This is a genomic window from Vibrio sp. 2096 (genome assembly GCF_033339595.1).
Taxonomy (GTDB): domain Bacteria; phylum Pseudomonadota; class Gammaproteobacteria; order Enterobacterales; family Vibrionaceae; genus Vibrio; species Vibrio alginolyticus.
This window is the reverse complement of sequence record NZ_JAWOUX010000006.1, coordinates 80,233-101,747: the sequence shown is the minus strand read 5'-3', so window position 1 is coordinate 101,747 and position 21,515 is coordinate 80,233. Positions and strand designations below refer to the sequence as shown.

Sequence of the window (21,515 nt, the reverse complement as noted above, 5' to 3'; positions counted from 1 at the left end):
TAAAGTAGCAAAACACGAATAACTTCAAGTATGGAAAATTCACTTAAGTTCAGTGTCCACTCTGACTGGAGCAGATCAAATTGAAGATATATCTGAGTCTGTACAACCATTCCCAAAAACTATACCTCTTCGTGGGCTAATATTTAGTTTGGAAAGTTTCTGATAAGCCGATATGTAATTTTGGTATTGTCGGCTTCCAAAACATCAATCACAGCGCCCTTATAACCAATTTGATTCGACTCACTTAGGTCATACTCTGCTTCATTATTAAAAGCTGGTCTTGCCATGTCATTGGAAAACTCACGGTAACTAATATTGATTTTATTTCCTACCTTACCGCTGTATATCAAAGTCTGTTGGAAACTGTCTTGGAACTGGGACATTTTCTTAGTGATAGTAAACTTACCATAAGCATCATCTACACAAGACTTCGCACCAAAGATGGTTACAAAACAAACTTCATTTTGTTGATTATTTTCTACGGCAATGCCCTGTATAGGGTCCGCTAATGCCGCTTTAATAACGCCAACAGGAGAGAAAAACTGTTGCTTGTTATCGTATCCGAGTTGATTGTAGTCACCCTGAGGTATGTCATACGCCAAACTTTTAATCATGCTTGATACGCGTAATACGCTCATTTCAGCCATTGTGCCTTTGCTAACCAAATGGTCTCCGACATAAGCTGTTTTAACTTCACCAACAGATGGATAGTCAACTTTAGTGACCGAGTTCGCTGGCGAACCATTGTATTGAACAGATGTACAGCCACCCAACGCAGCTAACGACAACCCTACTAAAAGTAATTTATTATTAAACATATAGTTCCTTTATTTTTAGCCCCATTGAACGGCATATAGTATACACACTTGATTGCATTTTAAAATAAACGTTATTCTTGAGGATAAAGTTAATCGCGGTATAACTTTTTGTATGGTGATACAAATATTCTGCTTTATTTCTCTGAAACTCGAACATTATTTCTCCACTATAGAATGCTTTTAACTCTTTTAGCAGCTTTTCATACTCCTATCATGCAGCCTTTCCAATCATAGTTCATTTGATAATCAATAGGTTAACGAGAGTTGTTGGATCTTAGATTACAAAATGACGCATAATTTTTAAATTGCTTACTTCGACGCGCCCTCGGAAAACTTTGGGTAAGGGGAACTTTCATCCAAGAGAAATTAATTAGCTTCAGTGATAACAAGAAAAGGGGGCATAAGTGTGCTAGGGAATTGGTACCACTAAGAGAGCTATCCAATCAACTAAGTATCGATTTGCCCACTAATCACTATTTGAGAAACAGAAAAAGTGGACACAAAACCTTAATACTAAATCCATTAGGCCTTGCGTCCAGTTCTGGTCATTTAGCTAGCCACACATCAAGTGTGTTCGGATCACCATCTTTGGTCCAACAATCTGGTTGGCTTATGTTGATATCGGCTCTTATCTTCAACTGAGGGTACATCTCCTGCACTACTTGGGTCATGATCTGTGCAGTTAACTCGCTGACTGCGCTTAGGTGTTTTTTCGGTGCTTCGAAAACAAAGGCATCGTGCATCGCAACGATCAATTTGGCGTCGTAACCTTTATACAATTGATGAAGTCGATTTCCGGCTGCTTTGAACAGTGCCGCAGCTGTACCTTGCACTGGCATGTTCACCATCCAGTTTTTCTCAGTATGGCCGCGCTTAGCGTCCAATTGGCGGTATCGGTGCAATCCCGTTGCAGTGCTTACATGGCCTCGCAGAGCGCCATACTGGGGCGTTTTATCAATTGCTTTTTGCAGTTCGGGGAACATCGATAGAAATTTATCCATCAGTTCCGTGGCATTGTTGACCCTGATATTGAGTTTTTTTTCGCTATTCCAAAGCTGGTGATACCGTAAATTAGGCCAAGTGTGAATTACTTCATGACCGCTCGTTTCTCTGGATATTTTTCTTTGAAGGCCGACGAATCGCAGCTGCGGTATTCTGATTCTAACTCATTACAAAAAGAACTCTTGCGCCATGGCTGTGTAAAGATCGCCTTGGTTATACATCTTGACTAAGTTTGAGTCACCATACACGCCAGCAGCAATCGCCACGGAGCCGGAGAGACCACGTGGTTAAGAGTCTTTTAAAGCATGTAATAGGATTGGTGGCCACCTTCAATTGCTGTACTATGCGCCTTTGATTTGGCTGGAAAAAGAGAGAGGCGATGGGTTACAAAATCAGTAGCAGCGATCCAGATATTATTACTATGAAAAAGTTGTACGGAGATGAGCTGGACGTATTCCATCCAAAACATAAAAGAACACATTTACCTGGAACAGAAACGTACGGCTGGTCTCAGTTAGATCTGTTTTATGGACCCTTGATGAAGCTTTATCTTCGCCACTGTACTGAGCATTGCAAATTTTTGCTGAATGTGAGTGAGAGAAACTTCTCGATCGTGATGAATGTTCTTCCGAGACTTGTTGAGCATAGCCAGCAAGATGAGCAGCTGTATGAGCTGATAGGCAAAGCGTTGCGAAGCATCGATGACTTAATATCAGATATAGTATCGAGTATTGAGTTTTCAGAAATACTGGCGCTTATTGACGAAGATGAACCGACAAAGCCATTTGTGCCGCCATATGAGCTTGCTTTAGAGAGAAGTAAAGAAAGTTGGTTTGAATTGACGCAGTACTGTGTTGATAAAGGGGCCGTATCGGAGGTGACCAAAGATCTTACGTCTGGTACGAAAATCCGAGAACACCATGTTTTGGCAGTACTGGCGCTCAACTTAACTCAATTACTAAAAGAACATGAATCGTTATGGACCTTAAATCAAGCTAAGCGCTTGCTCCCCCTGATTTACTCTTTGATAGAGAAAGCTGAAGAAGAGCAAGTGCAGGAAAGATCAACGAAGAAGAAAAGACAGGTAAAGTGTCCCGATCTTTTCTTAGCTAACCAGCTTGGTAAGGCTGGGCGTAAAAAGAAGGCAGAGAGCAAGACAGACAAACAAGACATGGAAAAAGTCTACCTGTCTCAGGAAACAGTTAAGCTGGTGTTCTTAAAAGGCTGGCTCTACCACATGACCAACGATGAAAAAGAGTATGCGCAAACACAGTTAGTGTATGAAATCATCGATAAATTTAATTTGTCAGATGGTCAGGGTGATAAATCAAAATCGGTAAATCGTTGGCTCAGCAAGATCAAAAAGCCAGGTGAATTACTAAAATATTACGCGGGTTCTGAATAGTCGTAATCAGATGCTAAAGGCTGATTGTGGGGGTAGCATTGCTAACCCCTCCATATACTGTTAACGCTCTGCAATCCAACGTTCAACACTGCCTGCATCCCCATCTTTAGTCCAGCAATGAGTGGCAGAGTCATTCAGGTCGATGCGTGGCTTGAGTTCAGGGAAGAATTCAACCACAGTCTGAATCATCACGTCGATTGTCAATCGTCCAACCTCTGGCATCTTGTCTAATGGGGCTTCGAAGATAAAGGCATCATGCATAGCCAAGATCAGCTTAGCACCATAGGGCTTGTAAAGTTGGTAGAGTCGATTCCCCGCGATCTTAAACAGAGCGGCAGCTGTTCCTTGAACAGGCATATTCACCATCCAGTTTGTCTCGTGGCGGCTTAGTGCACCGCTATTAGAACGGTGGCGATGTAATCCGGTACTGGTGCTCACACAACCCCGATATGCTGCTTGTTGTGGCGCGGTTTCCATCATGTGTTTCAGGGTAGGAAACATAGCTAGGAACCGATTCATCAACTGTTTGGCTTCGAGTTCTGATATCTCAAGACGGCTACCCAGTCCGAAGGGGGATAGGCCGTACAGAATACCGAGTACACATGTTTTCATGATATCCCGCTTGTCTTTGTGCTTATGCTTGAAAGTGTCGGAATCGCATTGCCGATCTTCGTCATCCAGGTCGTTGGCATAGAACTCCTGAGCCATGACTGTGTAGATATCCCCCGCGTTGAACTTAGCAATCAGATTCTTATCGCTGTAGACCGCAGCTGTGATGCCGACTTCAATCTGGGAATAGTCCGCTTCACCGATTCCATTTCCTGTCTTCGGGATGATGAGTGGGCGCATTGCGCCAGGTAGTCCGAGCAGGTTCGGGCTGGCACAAGATTGTCTCCCGGTTACGACTTCCAGCTGTTTGTGCTCTGGGTGCACGCGACTATCGGAACCGATAATAGTAGGCCGAAGCAGTATATCTCTCTCAATGGCTTGAACCTTGCTAAATTCAGCCAGTAGGCCGATAGCAGGGTGGATATGGGCCAGATCTTTCAATAGTTGTAACTTGAAGCTGTATTTGCCGCCCTTGTTAAAATGATCGAGTAAGTTGAGTTGACGGAAAAACGTTTCTTTTTGTTGGTGACTATTGGGATTGTCTAACCCCATTTGTGCCAGCTGACTTCTGAGCGCTTCCAGCTTAGGCGTACTGGCATTGAGCACAGCGTTGCATTTTTCCCGATCAACACTCACCCCATGCCACTCCATGGCTGCATTGGTGATGGTCCAGGGCATCTCCACCGTGATAAGGTGGTGGTAACTTCCCTGGAGGGTTAACTGCTGCATCTGAGAAAGGTAAAGCTTTGCTGCAACAATAGCGTCTTCAGCTGCATAGTGGATCTGCTCGCTGGTAAATTCTCCACTGTCATAGTCAATAAAGGAGTGCTGCAAGTCTGATTTCACCAAATTGAATCGGTGGTGAATATCATAGCGGCTCGCCACGGTATTCAATGCATAACGGATCCGATTGTTTTCAGCGTGCTCTGCTCTGGCGCAAATCTCTGCGTTCTCTGAATCAAATACCTGATCATTGTCAAACACATGCAGGCCCAGATATCGTGCTCTCTCGGCGATACAGGTGTCCCAGATAGTGCGAGGCTCAGTCAGACCCAGTTGCCAGAGACAATGTAACTCGGCTTTGGCATGGTGGGCGATATAGGTCGTGGGTAGATCAAGTAATGGCTGAAGTCGTTTCGTATCTTTGAGTTTAGTTAAATCAATAACATAATTGTGAAGATGCAACTGATTGCCTGTGTTGGTCATCAAAGTAACAGCCATCAATAGGGGTTGAATACTTCGGATATCCTGTTTTTGCTTGTTACCTCGAAGTGGGATTGCGAGGCGGCTGAACTTAAACTCAAAGTCTAGTGACACGCCGGTCAATGGCAACTGATGAGCTAGATGTATCAGATCTTCCAAGTCTTCTTGGGTTCCAATGTACGTCACCGCCGCTGAATCTAGTGGTGGCAGCATTGGCAATATAATAGCACTTTTCTTTGGCTCGAATTCGGCTTCGTTAAATCGTTTTGCTAGTGCGGGCAATAAATTCATAATCAATATTCTCTCTTGGAAACGTAGGGCCTCCGGGTGGCCAGCAACCCTATAAAAATGGTTTTATTAGGACTTTTGGCCACTCCAGTAGCGACGGACGGTGCGAACGCCTATACCCAACTGCTCAGCAACTTGCTTTTGTGTTAAGCTTTGTTGTTTAAGTTGCTGTATTTCTTGCTTTTTAGTACCAGTTGTTCGTGCGCGCTGACTATCAATGCCGAAGTGCTCGCGTATTTCTGCCAGATTGTTGAACTCAGCATCGTACTGATAGTTAGGGTGCGGATTGTTCTGGAAAGTAATAACCTCACATGGCGATGTGAAAGGACGCACTCGGCCTACAGCCTGTATCACGGTGCCCATTTCTAGGGTCTGCAACATCGGGTCAGTCAGTTGAGCTACATCGGTATATCGGTACTTATTGTCAGCAATGCGGGCATGACGGCGGCGAGGGTTCGGCAGTACTTTGATTTCCATTTCCAGCTGCTCATCACTGGCTCGCATGTCTTGTAGGGCATTCGCTAATATGGTTTTGGTAACGTAGTAGCTATTCAGACAGTAAGCACAGTCGAATTGCTCGAACTGGTTAATGCCAATTACACCGTAGTGGATGACTGGTATCTGAGTGATGGTGCCATTGGAATCGTATTCTTCGCCATCGACGATTTGAACATCATCTATACTACGGACGGTTAGCATCTCATTCAGCGTATCAATGCAATATTGCTTATGCTTTTTCTTTGAGATCAGCAGCACTCGTTTACCTTCCCGGATGCGCTTGAGAGTTAACTCAAGAAAAAAGTCCAATATCTGTGGGGAGTTCTTCAGGAAATGACCAGATGTACCCAGAGAAGAGGCAATATTCAGCCACTGAGTACCATCGCCTTTAAAGGCTGTGTCCTGATAGAAATTGTGAAAATTAAGCCCCAGCTTATGGTTCAGCAATGTTTCATGAGTCGTGCCGCTGTAGAGTAGAACATCGCAGTCCGCCGCAAGTGGTGTTGCAGAAAAGCGTATATCACCGAACTCGGTTTTCTCGCGTGAATCTAAAGGCGAATTCATCAGTGCTTGCAGGTCAAAGTGAATGTTGCGGAATTCTCCCGGCCAGTGGCGCTCCCCAATAGTAACCAGCTCTCGGATTTCCGTCGGATAGATCGAGGGCATAGACCATACGTCAGGCTCTCTCAGGTCATCTGTTGCTGCATTGAGTAGGCTTTGCAAGGCAAACACGCTGGCGGCCTTGCGCTTCTGAGAGATGTCTGATTCGCACAAACAGAAGATTAGGTTCGCTATTTCTTCTTGCGTGATAGTGCGGCTATATGGTGTTAGCGATACCGTCGCTTCATCAAAAATAACCAGTACATTCTGAGCTTCACACTTAGCTTTCATTCGAGCAATAAAATTCAAGTCATTTGTCAAATGGGCTTGGGTAGCGAAGAGCACTTGGGTGCCGCGCAAAACATCACCAAATTGATCTTTCCAGTGGCATTTCTCTTGATTAGGACATAAGGCGCAAATAGTGCGTTTACCAAGTATAGAAAGGCCACGCTGTTCATAGTCCGCCCAGTCAGCATTGCGCTGCTTACCGCACAGCTCTTTAGGACGCGGGCGGAGATTAGTGATTTTGATATTTTCAGGCGGGAACTGGATATAGTCGCGCTCATTGATGATAGCGCGAGTGGGGGCCAGCACGATGATCAAATCATACTGACCTGATTCTATGCCATATTCTATCACTTGATCCATATTGGTAGATTTACCCACACCTACCGCCCAGTTAATCAGCAGGTGAGGGTGCTTCTTAAGAAGTGACAGGACATAGAGACCATTATTTTCTTTTCTGAAACCAGCAAGCGCCATAGCGCTGCTGATTTGATTCAGAGACGAGTTCATTGTTAAGCCGCCGTGTAGCCATAACATTGAAGCATCACTTGGATACTCGGTATTGCTGCCAGCTCTTCGCTAGAACACTTCTGGAACACGTCGCTCAGTTTAAACTCCCCGTTAGCGTAGGCATTATTAAAAACTTCGATCTCTGACTGGCCCAGATCGATGTTCTCAGGTATCGGTTTTAAATCCACGGTATAGCTGTTACGGTGACGACTCATGAGTATCATCATTGGCTCTACAGCATCAAAAACTGGCAGGATTTGCGGCAGAGCTGCTTTGGGATGGGTAGCATCGGTGATTGCCAGAATCTCAACTTGACGAGAGCTGAAGTTAAATACAGGTAGCAGTAGGCGGTTGTATGCTTTGTTGCCAGCACGACATAGCGGGCAACCATTACCGTTACACAGGATGTAGCCTTTCTTCTCTGGCGTATCAATCCAGTGAATATTCACATCTTCATGCTCAACGGAAAAAGCCATGAAGGGAGTTGCGCTTTCGCCCACTCTTGCTTGTTCAAGTACGGTTTGGCTTGGCACGGTATTAGCGGCGGCACGATCTTTAAGTGTCTGGAGTTTCTTTTGTGTATCGTTTAATGATGCTTCCGGAGAAAGGGCACCAGATACGACAGTTGTGACAGCATTAGTTTGGATATTAGTGTTCATATTGAATCCTTCTAAACATAAAAATTTGTTGAATGGGGGCCTCTCTGGGGCCACCCGTAGAATGTAAATGGAATTGTGATTTCGTCCTATCAGAGTGTGTCTCACCCATTCCCACTGAGTGCTAATTCATTAAGCTTCAGCTGGTTGTGTAATCTTTGAGTGGTGTTGCTGACTGTAGTCGAGGTCATGTCGTACAGCGGTTACAATGTCAAAATGCAGTCCAAGGAGACGAGAAACCTCGGTTTGTTGGAGCTCTTCTTCATCCATGAACTCACCCCAGTAAGGCACGGTGATTTGATGTAATAGGCTTCCAAAGATGGCAAGCGTGCCTTCGACGGAATAGGACTTGCTTTCAATCAAATGTGAGAGAAAGTCGTATAGGAACTGCGGATATCCAGGCATTTGATAATCATAAGATGACCAGAACTCTTTATCTTCAAAGTGGATGCCTGCAAACTCTGAGTGCGCGTCGAGTTCTTCTGGAACTTCGAAATAGATGAGAAACTCACTGTCGATGAAATGATTTATGCGACGAGCGTTTTCTTCCTGATCATTCGTGAAAACATCTGAATTGTGACAAATACTAAAGGCACCTGGACCAATATTTTCTGCCCCGATAGATATTCGGTTTTTATTTGGGTTAATGCCCAGGTCTTCATTCGAGTAGAACGGGTCGGTGATAAGACCTAAATATGCCTCAACATAGGCTGTCAGTGGCTTCGGAATAATAGCTTGTACTGAATTGTTCATAATAAATCTCCGTGTTGTATTGGCCGCTTAATAACTTAAGCGGTGATTTCAGGGTGCAAGAGGCCGTCACCGATATTTCACGGCTAGTTGCTTAATTAATATGTGTTTATTTTTCGTGCGGTCTGAATAAACAGACTTAAGTGTTAGTCGCTTTGGTGTTGAAGTCTTACATCGTGGGCAATAGCTCTTTCGACATCAAAGTGGTCGCCCATCGTTCCGGCTAGTCCGGTATGAAATAACTCCTCTTGGTGGAATGTGATTGCACTGGTAATCGCACCAAATATTTCCAGCATAATGTCCAACGGAAGCGAAAGGTTGGAGCGAAGGTACTCATAAGCTTGGTACATCTGCAGAGGCAGTCCTTTGTTATTGTCAAAGTCGTACACGGCTTCAAATTCCGCAGGTTCTACACCCTCGAAGGTTACTTTAGTTGTCAGTATGTGGGTATTACCTACTAGATGTTCAGATTCTGTTCTGAAGTGATCGGTCAGTCTTAAGAAACGTTCGTGGTCATACTCTCCGTTAGTACAGATCAGCGACTCAGAGTTGTTAAAGGCCATGATCAGGCCGCCAAATTCAGAGTCTCCGTATGCGACCAGTTCTACAGTTTCATCTTGCTCGTTAACCAGAGAGTTTTCGTTACCAACCAGTAGGTTAGTCAGAATCTTAATATCTTTTTGGATGGAAGCTGGGATTCTGTTTTCCATGGTTTAGTCCTTATCAAATGTTTCAATATGTGAGCGAACTGCTCAGTCAGGAAGGATTATGTAGTCAGAGCCCAAAATAGGACAGGAAATAGAATCTCACGGATTCCCATAGAGTGGGTCTTGGGGCTATCTGGTTGATTTGTAATGTTATTTACGTAGCGTTTATGTCAGGTGGCGGGGACGTAAATACAGTAAAGTGGCCACGAAGCCTTTAAAAATAATATGTTAAAGGGTTGGTGGCCACTTGGTGAGTTCGAGGTCTGTGATCTGGCCTAGAAATCTGTTGTTGAATATGCGCTATGTTGTATTTATATCAAAATAACAAGCAATCAATAGGCTGGGTAAATGGAACAAATCTCAATAATTCACGTGGCTATCGCTGGTGCTGTCATCGTGGTGATACTTGCGCTTGTCAGTAGCAGAAAAGTAACACGAGGCTTTGATGTGATGGACGCACTTCCCTTCTAGCACCGTTGTACCAAACTAATGGTGCAACCAGTAAGAGCAGGAGTAATCATCATGTCTATTAAAGTTGTCGGTATCGATATAGCCAAAAACCTCTTTCAAGTATGCGTGTTGAGTTCTGATGGACAAATCTTGTCAAACCGAAAGGTAAAGCGTGACAAGCTTCTTGATACAGTCCGTCAATTACCAGAGAAAACGGCTATTGCGATGGAATCATGCGCAACTTCGCATCATTGGGGCAGAATATTTCAAGAGCTTGGACATAGCGTAGCTCTTATCCCAGCTCAGCACGTAAAGCCATTTGTTGGGCGACAAAAGAATGATGCTAATGATGCGAGAGCAATTTGCGAAGCATTTTCTAGGCCTGATATTCATTTTGTTCCTGTTAAGTCTGTTGAGCAACAAGACCTCAAAGCAATACGCAGTGTCCGTAAACGCTTGGTGGAGAACAGAACTGCCTTGTCGAACCAGATCAGAGGACTCGCCGCTGAATACGGAGTGGTTTTCCCTTTGTCTATTAAAGCTTTGCGAAGTCATTTACCGATAGCTCTTGAAGATGCAGAGAATGATCTTTCCCCAGTAATGAGGAACTTACTGCAAACTTTATACTGTGACTTTGTCAGCCTTAGCGAAGAGATAGATGAAATGACCCAAAGTGTCACCATGTTGAGTCAGCAAAATCCAAGGTATGAGGCTATTCGGAATATTCCTGGTTTTGGTCCGATTTTGACAGCGGCACTGATTAGTGAGGTAGGTACTGGACACCAATTCCAAAATGGTCGCCAGTTCTCAGCATGGTGTGGCCTGGTTCCAAAACAAAATAGTACAGGTGGAAAAAGTTGTCTCGGCTCTCTATCGAAGAATGGTAATCGCGAATTAAGAGCATTACTTATTCACGGCGCTCGCGCAGTGGTTCGGTGTGGAGCTAACAAAGTGGATTCTATGGGAGCATGGTTGAGAGGACTCATTGCACGCCGAGGCAAAGCAAAAGCGATTGTCGCTCTTGCAAACAAGCTCGGTCGGGTAGCATGGCACATCTTGATGAAAAATAGTGAATACGATATTAATCAGGCCTTTAAGCCTGTTTGATAAAAAATAGCAAGTTCTAAGGAGTTATCCTAGAGAAGCAACTGAGTTTGCAATAGCTGATGAATAAACGGTGAACCATCCTTACTACACTCTGATAACGCAACATGGTTATTGAAACCGAGGCTTTGAAAAGACAGTGAGGGGCGGATTACATCATGGCGCAGGTTTATTATCGACCTAGAAAGACGTCGGATATATGTTAGCGACCGTATCATTCAATTAGCCATTGCATCCTGAGGTGCGTCCATATATGTTGCTTAATTCGATGAGAAGACATGGTAGCCCCATGTTGTTCAGTTCTTAAACAACATACTGAGTTTCAGGCATACCAAGCCCTGTAAGTTTGTTCAGTGCTTTGATCATGGCGTAAGTCTCGCCAACCTGAGCGTTGTAATTTCTTAGACTTAATTTCCCACCTAGCAACTGTTTTACTCGGTACATTGCGGTCTCTGACAGAGAGCGCTTATGATAACCATACCGCTTTTTCCATTTCTTGTTAGAGCCGTAGAGCTTCTGGCAACCCACTGCTAAGTTGCGAGGAGGTCCTCGTTCCCAGAAGGCTGCCCCTTCTCGTGGCGGAATGAGCGGAACAGCTCGCTTGAGCCGTATGGCATCATGGCAATTCCTTGTGTCATAAGCACCATCGCCTGATATCTCAATGATTTTACGACGTGTCTGCTTAAGCAAGTTGGGAAGTACTTCGGCATCGGTTACGTTAGATAAGCTCAGCTCTGCTGCGACTATTTCGTGGGTGCTAGTATCTACTGCGATATGCAGCTTACGCCAAACCCTACGCTTCCCGTCAGTACCATGCTTCTTGACCTTCCATTCGCCTTCGCCATAAACCTTGAGGCCAGTGGCATCAATGGCTAGGTGTTGTATCGCACCTCTGGTTTTAGTTTTAAATGAAACCTCAACTTCCTTAGCTCGACGGCTTATACAGGTGTAGTGGGGACAAACTAGCGGGATGTTAGCCAGCTTAAATACCGAGTCTAGAAATCCTTGCAGTGCTCTCAACGGCATAGAGAATATGCGTTTCACCATCAGTGCAGTAGTAATGGCTAAGTCGCTGAATTGGCGAGGTCTGCCGCGCTTGCCTTGTTTGTTTTGCTTCCACTCGGCTATCGCTTCCTCATCAATCCAAAAGGTCAGAGAACCACGGTTTATTAAGGCTTTGTTGTACTGCGTCCAGTTAGTTGTTTTGTAACGAGGTTTAGGCATGAGGCTACGATGATTAATGGGTGTAGCCGATCAGATCGTAGCTTCTTGATTTAGTTCCATCGATTTAAGCAACAAAGCCAGCTCGCGGGTGAATAGTTACTATCAAAGAACTGATAGATGAATTAGATGTTTTCACCGTGAATTTAGTTTGCAAGCAATGAAAAGGTTAGTGATGATACTGGGTAAATAAAATTTTATCATAAATAAAGCTTGCCTTTTGAATGGCTTCCTTACGGTTATTTACTTTTAATTTTTTATATATGTTGTAAACATGTGTTTTAACGGTACATTCAGCGATAAATAAATCTTCAGATATCTCACGATTGGATGCGCCTTTGATGACAAGTTTAAATATTTGAATCTCTCTCTTGGTTAAATGAGTCTGTTTCGCTTGCAGCTGTAGTGCATAAGGACGAATGTCGGTTATCATCTCTGTCATTACTTTTCTTGGCAGCCACAGATCACCATCAATTACGCTTTTTAAACAACGCGTAAAGTGCTCTATAGGTGCATCCTGGTAGATAATCCCTTTCAAATCTATGAGATACATTAATTGTGTTTCTGCTACTATCATTTCTCCAATTTCTTTAGGAAAATCATAAATTATCCATTTATTGGATAATACCTGTGATAACGTTACTTGGATATCGATAACCTTTTCTAAGGTTAGATAACTAATAAGAACGAGATCAGAGCTGATGGTCTTAGTAGATTTATTAATTTCTTGTAAGCATTTTCTTTCAAAAGAAAAATAGCCACTTTTGTTTATTTCTTGTATTATAAATTGGTTGCTAATCCCGTCATCGCCTATCAAAAGTATATGCTTTATAGCCCGATTACAATTATGTTCTTGTTCTACATAACTCATAGTTATAATTTCCGTTTTTTATTGTGCTCACTTATAGATTAGTCAATTCTAGGTAACAACGCGGAAGTTTGCCAATGTGGTATTCATATTTTGATATATGTATCGCTTTATGGCTGTTGGGATAAATTAGGTTCGATTGATATCTGCAATGTGTCTTCGTATTGACCTCCAGGTTTTTCTTCTGCGTTACCAATAACAAAGATCAGAGGAATAGGTTGACCAGTCGTAGCAGCGTGACGTGGGATACGTACACTAAATTGTGTAAGATTGACGTAGTCGTTGTCGAAGATAATTTGATAGGGAATATCCCACTTGGGTTCATGTGATTCGTGGCGTAATGCACCATGATTTGATGACTCCAAAACAACCGCATAGGCAGAGTTACTTTGAACCCATAGGTTAGGCGATGAATTGATTACTTTGTTTGAGTGTAACGTTCCTAAGTCAAGGTCATAATGTGGTTGTGATAATCCGTAAAAATGAATTTTCGCTGCTGGTGGTACATCCACAGTGACAGGAAGCAAAGTAGGACTTATTTCTATTTTGCCGTCTATTTGTGCATATGACGTAGCAACTTCTAATACGCCTCGATAGATCCCTGACGTTAACCATTGTTTAGCGGGAAAGCGCATTTGTACGGTTGCAGCAGGTTGGTTCTCGGTCAAAGTAAAGCGCCATTGATTAGCTATTGTGTTACCTGATTGCCCACTCCACTCGAAAAAGAGCGAATCTTGACGGCTACTTTTCAATGATTTACTTGTATCGTCAAGCTGTAAAACTAAGTTCAGTTTGCAGCCCTCACCAATAATATTTGCACTCACACGATAGGTATTGGTTGTTGCAAAACTGCTGTTATTGAAGACATCGTATTTTGCTTGTGTTGATACTGGTTGGATAGACAGAGAGTTAGCTTCACAAGCCCAAACAGAAGGTATATTAGCCAATGGTAGCAAGAACAACGCGCTCCGCTTTAGTTGTTTAATCGACATATAACTCTCCTAATCTGATCAAGGTGTCACTTCGTTCACTAAGATTAATAACTACTGACTCTTGTTCTTTAGTGTCAAGAACGAGTTTGTATTGCCCCGGTTTTAATCCAGAAATCGCAAAAACACCACTACGGTTTGTAAAGAATTCAATTGGTTGTTGCTGTGTTTTACCAAGGTACTGCGCAAAGCCCGCAACAAGTGAAATAGGGCTGTTACTTTGACGATCGAACAGTTTACCAATGACGGTTAATACCGCATCAGAACCAATTTGCAGTTGGAATCCTTTTTTATAGCCAGGTTTAACCCAAAAAGCGCCTTCTCCGAGATCGTAACCGGGTGGTAAGTTTTCCACGTCGTATCCGATCACTTGGCTGCTATAGGCCACAAGGTCAGGAACCAACGCAGAAGAGTCTTCATAGAGATAGACGCGTGCTTGCTTACCGTCTCGGGTAGGGTCGATGGCAATGTCGTTCTCTGCAAGGCTTTCATGTTTATTAATGATGGCAAACGCTTCTCTAACGGGTCTTCCTATTGTCACTGATGACCCTGCAAATGCCACCGCACTACTAAGCTTAAGATCGGTGCTATGATTTCTCGTATTATCACTGATGCTCTCAAGGCGAGAGGTGTGACTCGCGCTTAATTCATAGCGGTTTGCCGTATAGTTAACCCCAAGATTAACATCCGCGTCAGTCTCTTTGTTATTAATGGCACTGGCAAATGCAGAAACGCCGCCAGTGCTTCCAATATTATTTTGATAACTATAATCTAAGGCACTTTCATTGAGTTCTGTTGAATAACGACCAACGACACGTGTTTGTTTGCTGAGTGGCCAACTTAAGGTGAGAGTCGTGCTAATGTCATCGCTCCCCCTCTCGTTATTCTTATAATTAACACGAGCGCTCCACGTGGCGGGTGTATCGAATAATCTTGCAGATAGGCTGGGGCTTACAATCCAATAGTCGTTTTTTTTATCAACGCCAGCTCGATAATTTAGAGTAACAGCCGCGCGTAATGAACGTGAAAGATAGATGGATCCAAAAGCACTAGCATAATGAGTCGTTAAATTAATATCACTGCTTGATGCTTCATATGCCGATATTCCACTGAAGCTATTGCTTAAATATTCATAACTGAGGCTTAACTGTGGCTCTAGTGAGTTTGATTTAGAAAATTCGGCATCGAATGCTACTTTATAAGCGTCACCGCGACCATAAATCGGATGATCACTGTGTGAAGCGTTTAATTCAGTAATGCCTAGTTTAGAAGCGAAAAGTGCGCTAGCACCATATTGGTATAGGTTTTCACGCACTTGAGAATTAACTCCTAAGGTTAACCAAGGTGAGACACCAACATCGAGATAACCGTGAAAAATACGTTCATCCGTGAGGTATTCTAATTGTTTATTTTGGATTTCTGATGGAACGCCATACATGATACTGTATTCGAATTCGCCACTGTTTAATAAATCATTACCGGTCGCAATCGAAAATTCAATGCGTTCTTCATTTCCTGAACGATCAGTAATAACGAGCTCAATATCATTGTTTCCTTGTGCTAGTGGAATATCACTGAGATTATAACTGCCCGCACCAAGGGTTAATCTTTGTACAGGGATGCCATCGATATACACATCGACATTAGACGTGCGCTGGAGTGTGAATGATTGACTTGCACGAGGGCGTACATTTTTGGTGGGTATAAGAGTGAAGTCACGCGTCACGCCAACTCCCAAAATGTCTGTTCCATCTTGAAAAGCTTGACCACTGTTGTACATATCGCCTATTACTACTCGAGTACCTTGTTGGGGGTAATCGATATTAAGGCGTGTGCCTTCTCTAATGTAGCTTGAACCGGTTAGAGAACCATTTTCTATAAAGGATTCATATTCAAAATTAAGCATGCTTAGATTGAATGCTGAGTCGAATCGACTGCGATATAGGCTTTCTCGAGCAGAGTCTTCGTCGACAAATTGACTTTCATTGGCGGAAAGCGACACATTCACATAGCCACTCAAAAGGCTTGGCTTCGCATAATTATATAAATTTCCCGCTTCGCTCATAGATAAATTCTGTGTCAGGCTGGACTGTGGTGGGATTGTCAAGACACATTCTAATGAAGCAAAATCAAAGGTTAAACTTACCCCTGTTTGTGCGAAGTGCTGTTGAGACAATATGTCATCACCACTGGATTCTTTAAGCGCATTTATTACCTCTTGTGTCACAACTGACGTTAGGAGAGACAGGGTGTCCTCTTTGGGTAATAAAATTTGGTTGTCTGCCGTAATGGTGATGTCTGCTTCACCTAATATAGTATCACTGACCCTTAGTAAAGAGGTGAGTTTAATATCTCGGCCAGTTGGATTAAGCACCATTTCTTGGCTGTGGGCAGCAGAATTTATTATGAATAGAACCAAGCAGCACATGAAAGTGGGCGTAACCAACGTGCGCATGATCTTAAAAATGTCAGTTTTCATAACCATGATATATGCCAACGGGTAATTGAATCGAAGAAGAATGTACAGTAATAGTAGAATGAGGCGGAACAAACTGCTCACCCAGCGCCTTATGCACGGTCTGATTAATATCATCAGGAAGGTTGTCGAACCTGAGTAATGAAGTGAAGGTAAATCGATTCCCGGTGTTAGTGAGCGTTAAACTACCATGTTCACCAATATGTAACTTTATGTCCGGTTGAAGAGAAGACGAGTGAACGTGTAACAGTGCATTGTAGTGGATCTGTAGATTAATCCCAGTAGACAAACCATTCACCTTTTCAACTTGAGTACTGCTTCGATTTATATCGGCGGTGCTAAAGCGGATAAAGTAACTTTGCGACATTTCGAGAGGCACTTTACTTAGCCATTGTATTCTAAATGTTTGACGCTTTCCGGGCGCGAGCATTGCTGCGGGCGGAAACACCAAAATGTCTTCATTTGGTGAGCTAGACGTAGACGTTTCAAACGTACCATTAGGCGCAAATGTCAAACGTCGAACGTTGGCTTCAAGTGCGAGCGTTTTGGTTGAGTTGTTGGAAACTACCAACTGCGAAGTTAGTTGATGATCCGTATTTAGCTCAATGACCGTGGGGGAGAGTGTAATTCCAAACGCTTGAGTATATATAAAGCACACTATCACTCCGGCTAATAAACGCCATTGCATCGTTACTCCTCCTGTTCAATATCAATTGATAGTGTACGAATGTTGAAGTTCTCGAGTGGCAACATTTCAAAAGAACGTTTGGAGTGGGGCAATACTAACGTCCCTGAGATACGTTGTGAAATTTCATTTCCTTTTAAATAAGTAGATTGAGTGCCATCGGATACTTTCCACGTCGTGTTGGTTAATCGTCCGTAACTGTTGCCGCTATTCAGCACATCTAGAACCCAATTGTCTTTGTCGTTTTGTTTTATACTTGTGACGGAAAACTGGGGCGAGGTGTTTTGCGGACGAACATTGATGAGCGTGTTGAATCGAAGAAGTAAACTCACTTGGCCTTGATTGCTGCTGGCTCGTTCCACTTTAACTTGTTTAACCGCAACCCGATACGCTTTAGATTCAGTGATGGATGGATCGCCTAAGTAACGAATCATAACTGATTGTGCCCGGCCTGGTTCTATAATGGCAGTGACGGGTATGACCAATAATTCTTCATCCGCAGGCACAATGGTCTCGTTACCATATTCATCCATGGTCATGAAATAGGGTTGTAGTTCTACCGTCAATGGCACAGTAGAGGTATTCTCCACCCGCATCGTCATTTGAGCACGTTTCCCTAATGGTGCCATCTCGGCAGACATCGGTTCTACTTTAAAAGCATGTGCGAACATACACGTAAACGACAAAAAGAAAAATGTGAACCAACGAATCATAGCAGTGAGCTCCATCAAAAAAATCTTACATGACAATAAAGGAGGAGGCGAAATACGCCCCCTCATTCTGTACGTTTAGTTTGAGGTGATATTCACAGTTAATGTGTCAGAGTAGCCACCAGCCCAAGGAGATGTCTCGGTAGTAACAATGTCAATTGATGCACCTACACCAGTAGCCAAATTGCCTGAACCACCATAAGATTGAGAAGCTGAAACATCGTTTAGACCAGGGCCACCCGGTGCGTTCAATGTAAAGGATGCTAAACCGCCAGCAGGGTTAAATGTTGCGTCATATTTTAGAGCAAAGTCTTCATTATCATCCGACTCCAAACCACCTTCCGCACTGGTCATGGTAACGGTCGCACCATCTGCATCATTACATTTCAATTCCAGACCACCTACACTAACGCTTTGAATTGTTGAGACGTTACCAAAGTCAATTAACTGTGTGGCAAGGCCAGTCACTTCACAAACAGGTGATACATAACCAACTAACTGAACGTCACCTGGAGCGGCGTAAGCGTTAGCACCAAAAATAGCGGTTACAGCAGCTGCACAGAGTGTTAGCTTTTTCATAAGAAATTCCTTTCACTTTTGATTGTTGGCTCAATTACGGCTGAGCGTATATTGCTCTGCAGTTATTTGCAGAGTTCCTACTTTGTTACGCTATGAATTGAAGGGTATACTTCAATTTCAATAACGTCATGATAATAACCCGCATAAAGCAAGTTATTTTCGAGCGTTACCCTAAGTACTCCTCGTTGAGTAAAAGGAATAACACCAGAGCTGTCTATCATTGCGGGCGAAAGCAATTGTCTACTAAGTCGACTTTCATTTAATCGAAGCTCATCGACTTGCAACGATAATTCGTAATTTTCAATTAATTCAACGCCCTGATGTTCATATTTAAGGCCACCATATTGAGAATTGATGGTGATCCCCAAAGGGCGATTGCAATATAGTGAGAAGGGCAATGATTGCGTCTTCTGCTCAGAAAAGGTCATCACATTGCCTGATAAAAAAGTAATCTCACAACGATCTTTAATTTGACCTGCTAACCCCATGGTCAAGGTGTTCGCACGGACATAGAAAGGGATCGATAGGCTCATAACCGTTAGCGTTATCACGAATCTACGAAGAGTAAAAAATATTTTAGTCATTTACTCGCCCCTATCTGTTCAATTGCATTCGTTGTTTAACAATTCAAACTATAGAAAGCACAGACTTTGGCATAGTAGTAAAAAAAGTTGATTATTAATGGAGAGTAGGAGAAATAGTATGAGTTTAGTTAAAAGAAATGAGCCCATTTGTTTGCAATAGGTTGATATAAAATGAGTTGTATTTATTGAGGTTAAAAGTTAGCGAATAAAGAATATTTTACTTATTGTAAATGTCTGATTTATAAACTAGCAGAAGTATGCGTTTACGATATGTTTTCAGGCAACGAATTGCTAGTACAAAAAGGGGATAGGAATCGACATTTCTGGTATTAATTTATACAAATAGGTGGATTTATCTCCAGTCAGTTGATAAATAGAATATTTTTTGTTGACCAGATAAATTAATCCGTTAAAGTACGCCTCGTTCTCACGGCAAAGGTCGCTGAGACAGATGGTGTCTAACCCATCGCATGATTGCGTTGCCCTGGTGGTGGAATTGGTAGACACAAGGGATTTAAAATCCCTCGGCGTTCGCGCTGTGCCGGTTCAAGTCCGGCCCGGGGCACCATCAAAATCTTTGGTGACAGAGATACAAAATCAGAAAGGCGCCTTGGCAGAGTGGCTATGCAGCGGATTGCAAATCCGTGGACCTCGGTTCGACTCCGGGAGGCGCCTCCACTATTTCGAAAGCTAGTCTTAAATGACTGGCTTTTTTCGTTTGTAGTCCGCCTTTTCGTAACCCTTCGCGCTTTCCTAAAGTCTCCCATGTTTTGATCACCATTCAATATTTTTAACGCGCTAATCATTGATTTTGTAAATGTTAGACAACTCAATAATTGTATAGTGTGATTGGTGATAGTTTCTCTTCGATTGTAATCCGAACTTTTTGTATTACAGGCAGCAACCTAGCTAGCGTCATAGTTAGTATCGCTTGGTGCGTATATGCAGAAAGGAGGATTCTAGTCCTTAACGTGAGAGAAAAATAATGAAAACATTCAACCTTAAACCTACACTTTTACCCTTAACTTTGCTGCTCAGTTCACCTGTAATGGCGGCACAAAATGGCACCATGATGCAGTACTTCCATTGGTATGTGCCAAATGACGGCGCACTCTGGACACAAGTTGAAAACAACGCGCCGGCACTATCGGACAACGGCTTCACCGCGTTATGGCTACCGCCCGCCTATAAAGGTGCTGGTGGCAGCAACGACGTCGGTTATGGCGTTTACGATATGTATGACTTGGGGGAGTTTGATCAAAAAGGATCGGTGCGAACCAAGTATGGCACCAAAGATCAGTACCTAAGCGCCATCAATGCTGCCCATAAAAACAATATCCAGATTTATGGTGATGTAGTGTTTAACCACCGTGGCGGTGCGGATGGAAAGTCTTGGGTTGATACCAAGCGAGTAGATTGGAACAACCGAAATATTGAACTTGGTGATAAATGGATTGAAGCGTGGGTAGAGTTTGATTTCCCTGGGCGCAACGACAAGTACTCAAACTTTCATTGGACGTGGTACCACTTTGATGGCGTGGACTGGGACGATGCTGGCGAAGAAAAAGCTATCTTCAAATTCAAAGGTGAGGGTAAGGCATGGGATTGGGAAGTGAGCTCGGAAAAAGGCAACTACGATTACCTTATGTACGCTGACCTAGACATGGATCACCCTGAAGTTAAGAAAGAACTTAAAGACTGGGGTGAGTGGTATATCAACATGACGGGTGTGGATGGGTTTAGAATGGACGCGGTGAAGCACATCAAATATCAATACCTGCAAGAATGGATTGATCACCTACGTTGGAAAACAGGGAAAGAACTTTTCACGGTCGGAGAGTACTGGAACTACGATGTGAATCAGCTGCATAACTTTATCATCAAAACTTCTGGCAGCATGTCTCTATTCGATGCACCGTTACATATGAACTTCTACAATGCGTCTAAATCGGGTGGTAGCTACGATATGCGTCAAATCATGGATGGTACGCTGATGAAGGACAATTCAGTCAAAGCGGTAACCTTAGTAGAAAACCATGACACTCAACCTTTGCAGGCTTTGGAGTCGACGGTTGATTGGTGGTTTAAGCCGCTCGCTTACGCGTTTATCTTATTGCGTGAAGAAGGTTATCCATCCGTGTTTTATGCAGATTACTACGGCGCGCAGTACAGTGATAAAGGGCATGACATCAACATGGTCAAAGTGCCTTACATTGAAGAGCTAGTAACACTGCGTAAAGATTATGCGTATGGCAAACAACATTCTTATCTCGACCACTGGGACGTAATTGGTTGGACTCGAGAAGGTGATGCAGAGCATCCACATTCAATGGCCGTGATCATGAGCGATGGACCAGGCGGCTCGAAGTGGATGTATACGGGTAAACCAAGTGCTCGCTACGTAGACAAGTTGGGTATCCGAACTGAAGAAGTTTGGACTGATGCGAATGGTTGGGCTGAGTTCCCAGTAAACGGCGGATCTGTCTCGGTTTGGGTTGGCGTTGAATAATCCATTCTT

At 43.3% G+C, this 21,515-nt stretch carries 18 protein-coding genes and 2 tRNA genes; 5 read left to right on the top strand and 15 right to left on the bottom strand.

The annotated features are described in order from the left end of the window. Positions 1–143: 143 nt before the first annotated feature. The gene (locus R7Q41_RS13435; RefSeq protein ID WP_025607861.1) at positions 144–818 is read right to left on the bottom strand and encodes a hypothetical protein; all 675 of its coding nucleotides are present in this window, start codon (positions 816–818) and stop codon (positions 144–146) included. Between the two features lie 545 nt (positions 819–1,363). Continuing rightward, complete coding sequence (locus R7Q41_RS13430; protein ID WP_310650399.1) at positions 1,364–1,846, bottom strand: DNA polymerase; 483 nt, start codon at positions 1,844–1,846, stop codon at positions 1,364–1,366. A gap of 353 nt (positions 1,847–2,199) precedes the next feature. Here R7Q41_RS13430 and R7Q41_RS13425 point away from each other — a divergent pair, with 353 nt between their 5' ends. Further along, a complete protein-coding gene (locus R7Q41_RS13425) occupies positions 2,200–3,225 on the top strand; it encodes a hypothetical protein (protein WP_182016105.1) in 1,026 nt (341 codons plus the stop codon). A gap of 60 nt (positions 3,226–3,285) precedes the next feature. On the opposite strand, the gene R7Q41_RS13420 is transcribed toward R7Q41_RS13425, so the two are convergent. The 5 genes from R7Q41_RS13420 to R7Q41_RS13400 form a co-directional block, all read right to left on the bottom strand. Then, positions 3,286–5,328 (bottom strand): DNA polymerase, encoded by a 2,043-nt coding sequence (locus R7Q41_RS13420; protein ID WP_213965039.1) that lies wholly within the window; start codon positions 5,326–5,328, stop codon positions 3,286–3,288. Positions 5,329–5,394: 66 nt separating this feature from the next. After that, positions 5,395–7,245: a hypothetical protein gene (locus tag R7Q41_RS13415; RefSeq protein WP_250154728.1), complete on the bottom strand. Its 1,851-nt coding sequence runs from the start codon at positions 7,243–7,245 to the stop codon at positions 5,395–5,397. Further along, complete coding sequence (locus R7Q41_RS13410; protein WP_169643909.1) at positions 7,221–7,877, bottom strand: hypothetical protein; 657 nt, start codon at positions 7,875–7,877, stop codon at positions 7,221–7,223. Before R7Q41_RS13410 ends, R7Q41_RS13415 begins: the two co-directional genes overlap by 25 nt. Before the next feature lie 129 nt (positions 7,878–8,006). After that, positions 8,007–8,627, bottom strand: a complete 621-nt coding sequence (locus tag R7Q41_RS13405) for a hypothetical protein (RefSeq protein ID WP_169643911.1) — start codon at positions 8,625–8,627, stop codon at positions 8,007–8,009. A 143-nt stretch (positions 8,628–8,770) separates the two neighbouring features. Continuing rightward, positions 8,771–9,334 carry a hypothetical protein gene (locus tag R7Q41_RS13400; RefSeq protein WP_169643913.1) on the bottom strand — a complete coding sequence of 188 codons (564 nt, stop codon included), beginning with the start codon at positions 9,332–9,334 and terminating at the stop codon, positions 8,771–8,773. A gap of 519 nt (positions 9,335–9,853) precedes the next feature. Between R7Q41_RS13400 and R7Q41_RS13395 the strand changes: the two genes are divergently transcribed. Further along, on the top strand, positions 9,854–10,888 hold the full coding sequence (locus R7Q41_RS13395; RefSeq protein ID WP_140136440.1) for an IS110 family transposase: 1,035 nt from the start codon (positions 9,854–9,856) through the stop codon (positions 10,886–10,888). A gap of 300 nt (positions 10,889–11,188) precedes the next feature. On the opposite strand, the gene R7Q41_RS13390 is transcribed toward R7Q41_RS13395, so the two are convergent. From R7Q41_RS13390 to R7Q41_RS13355, 8 genes are all read right to left on the bottom strand, one after another. After that, a complete protein-coding gene (locus tag R7Q41_RS13390) occupies positions 11,189–12,109 on the bottom strand; it encodes an IS5 family transposase (protein ID WP_182016104.1) in 921 nt (306 codons plus the stop codon). Between the two features lie 166 nt (positions 12,110–12,275). Beyond that, the gene (locus R7Q41_RS13385) at positions 12,276–12,977 is read right to left on the bottom strand and encodes a response regulator transcription factor (RefSeq protein ID WP_169643992.1); all 702 of its coding nucleotides are present in this window, start codon (positions 12,975–12,977) and stop codon (positions 12,276–12,278) included. 107 nt (positions 12,978–13,084) lie between these two features. Then, on the bottom strand, positions 13,085–13,966 hold the full coding sequence (locus R7Q41_RS13380) for a hypothetical protein (protein WP_169643994.1): 882 nt from the start codon (positions 13,964–13,966) through the stop codon (positions 13,085–13,087). Further along, positions 13,956–16,340 (bottom strand): fimbria/pilus outer membrane usher protein, encoded by a 2,385-nt coding sequence (locus R7Q41_RS13375; RefSeq protein WP_169644015.1) that lies wholly within the window; start codon positions 16,338–16,340, stop codon positions 13,956–13,958. The genes R7Q41_RS13380 and R7Q41_RS13375 overlap by 11 nt, the downstream gene beginning before the upstream one ends. Before the next feature lie 91 nt (positions 16,341–16,431). After that, complete coding sequence (locus R7Q41_RS13370; RefSeq protein ID WP_169643996.1) at positions 16,432–17,127, bottom strand: fimbria/pilus periplasmic chaperone; 696 nt, start codon at positions 17,125–17,127, stop codon at positions 16,432–16,434. Between the two features lie 2 nt (positions 17,128–17,129). Further along, a complete protein-coding gene (locus R7Q41_RS13365; RefSeq protein WP_169643998.1) occupies positions 17,130–17,837 on the bottom strand; it encodes a molecular chaperone in 708 nt (235 codons plus the stop codon). Between the two features lie 75 nt (positions 17,838–17,912). After that, complete coding sequence (locus tag R7Q41_RS13360; protein WP_169644000.1) at positions 17,913–18,413, bottom strand: hypothetical protein; 501 nt, start codon at positions 18,411–18,413, stop codon at positions 17,913–17,915. A gap of 77 nt (positions 18,414–18,490) precedes the next feature. Continuing rightward, positions 18,491–18,997 carry a hypothetical protein gene (locus R7Q41_RS13355; RefSeq protein ID WP_225492135.1) on the bottom strand — a complete coding sequence of 169 codons (507 nt, stop codon included), beginning with the start codon at positions 18,995–18,997 and terminating at the stop codon, positions 18,491–18,493. A gap of 481 nt (positions 18,998–19,478) precedes the next feature. Between R7Q41_RS13355 and R7Q41_RS13350 the strand changes: the two genes are divergently transcribed. The 3 genes from R7Q41_RS13350 to amyS all read left to right on the top strand — a co-directional run bounded on the left by R7Q41_RS13350 (position 19,479) and on the right by amyS (position 21,506). Beyond that, positions 19,479–19,565, top strand: a tRNA-Leu gene (locus tag R7Q41_RS13350). A 36-nt stretch (positions 19,566–19,601) separates the two neighbouring features. Then, positions 19,602–19,675 (top strand) — tRNA-Cys (locus tag R7Q41_RS13345). A gap of 307 nt (positions 19,676–19,982) precedes the next feature. Further along, positions 19,983–21,506 (top strand): alpha-amylase, encoded by a 1,524-nt coding sequence (amyS, locus tag R7Q41_RS13340; RefSeq protein ID WP_213968368.1) that lies wholly within the window; start codon positions 19,983–19,985, stop codon positions 21,504–21,506. The last annotated feature ends 9 nt before the right edge of the window (positions 21,507–21,515 follow it).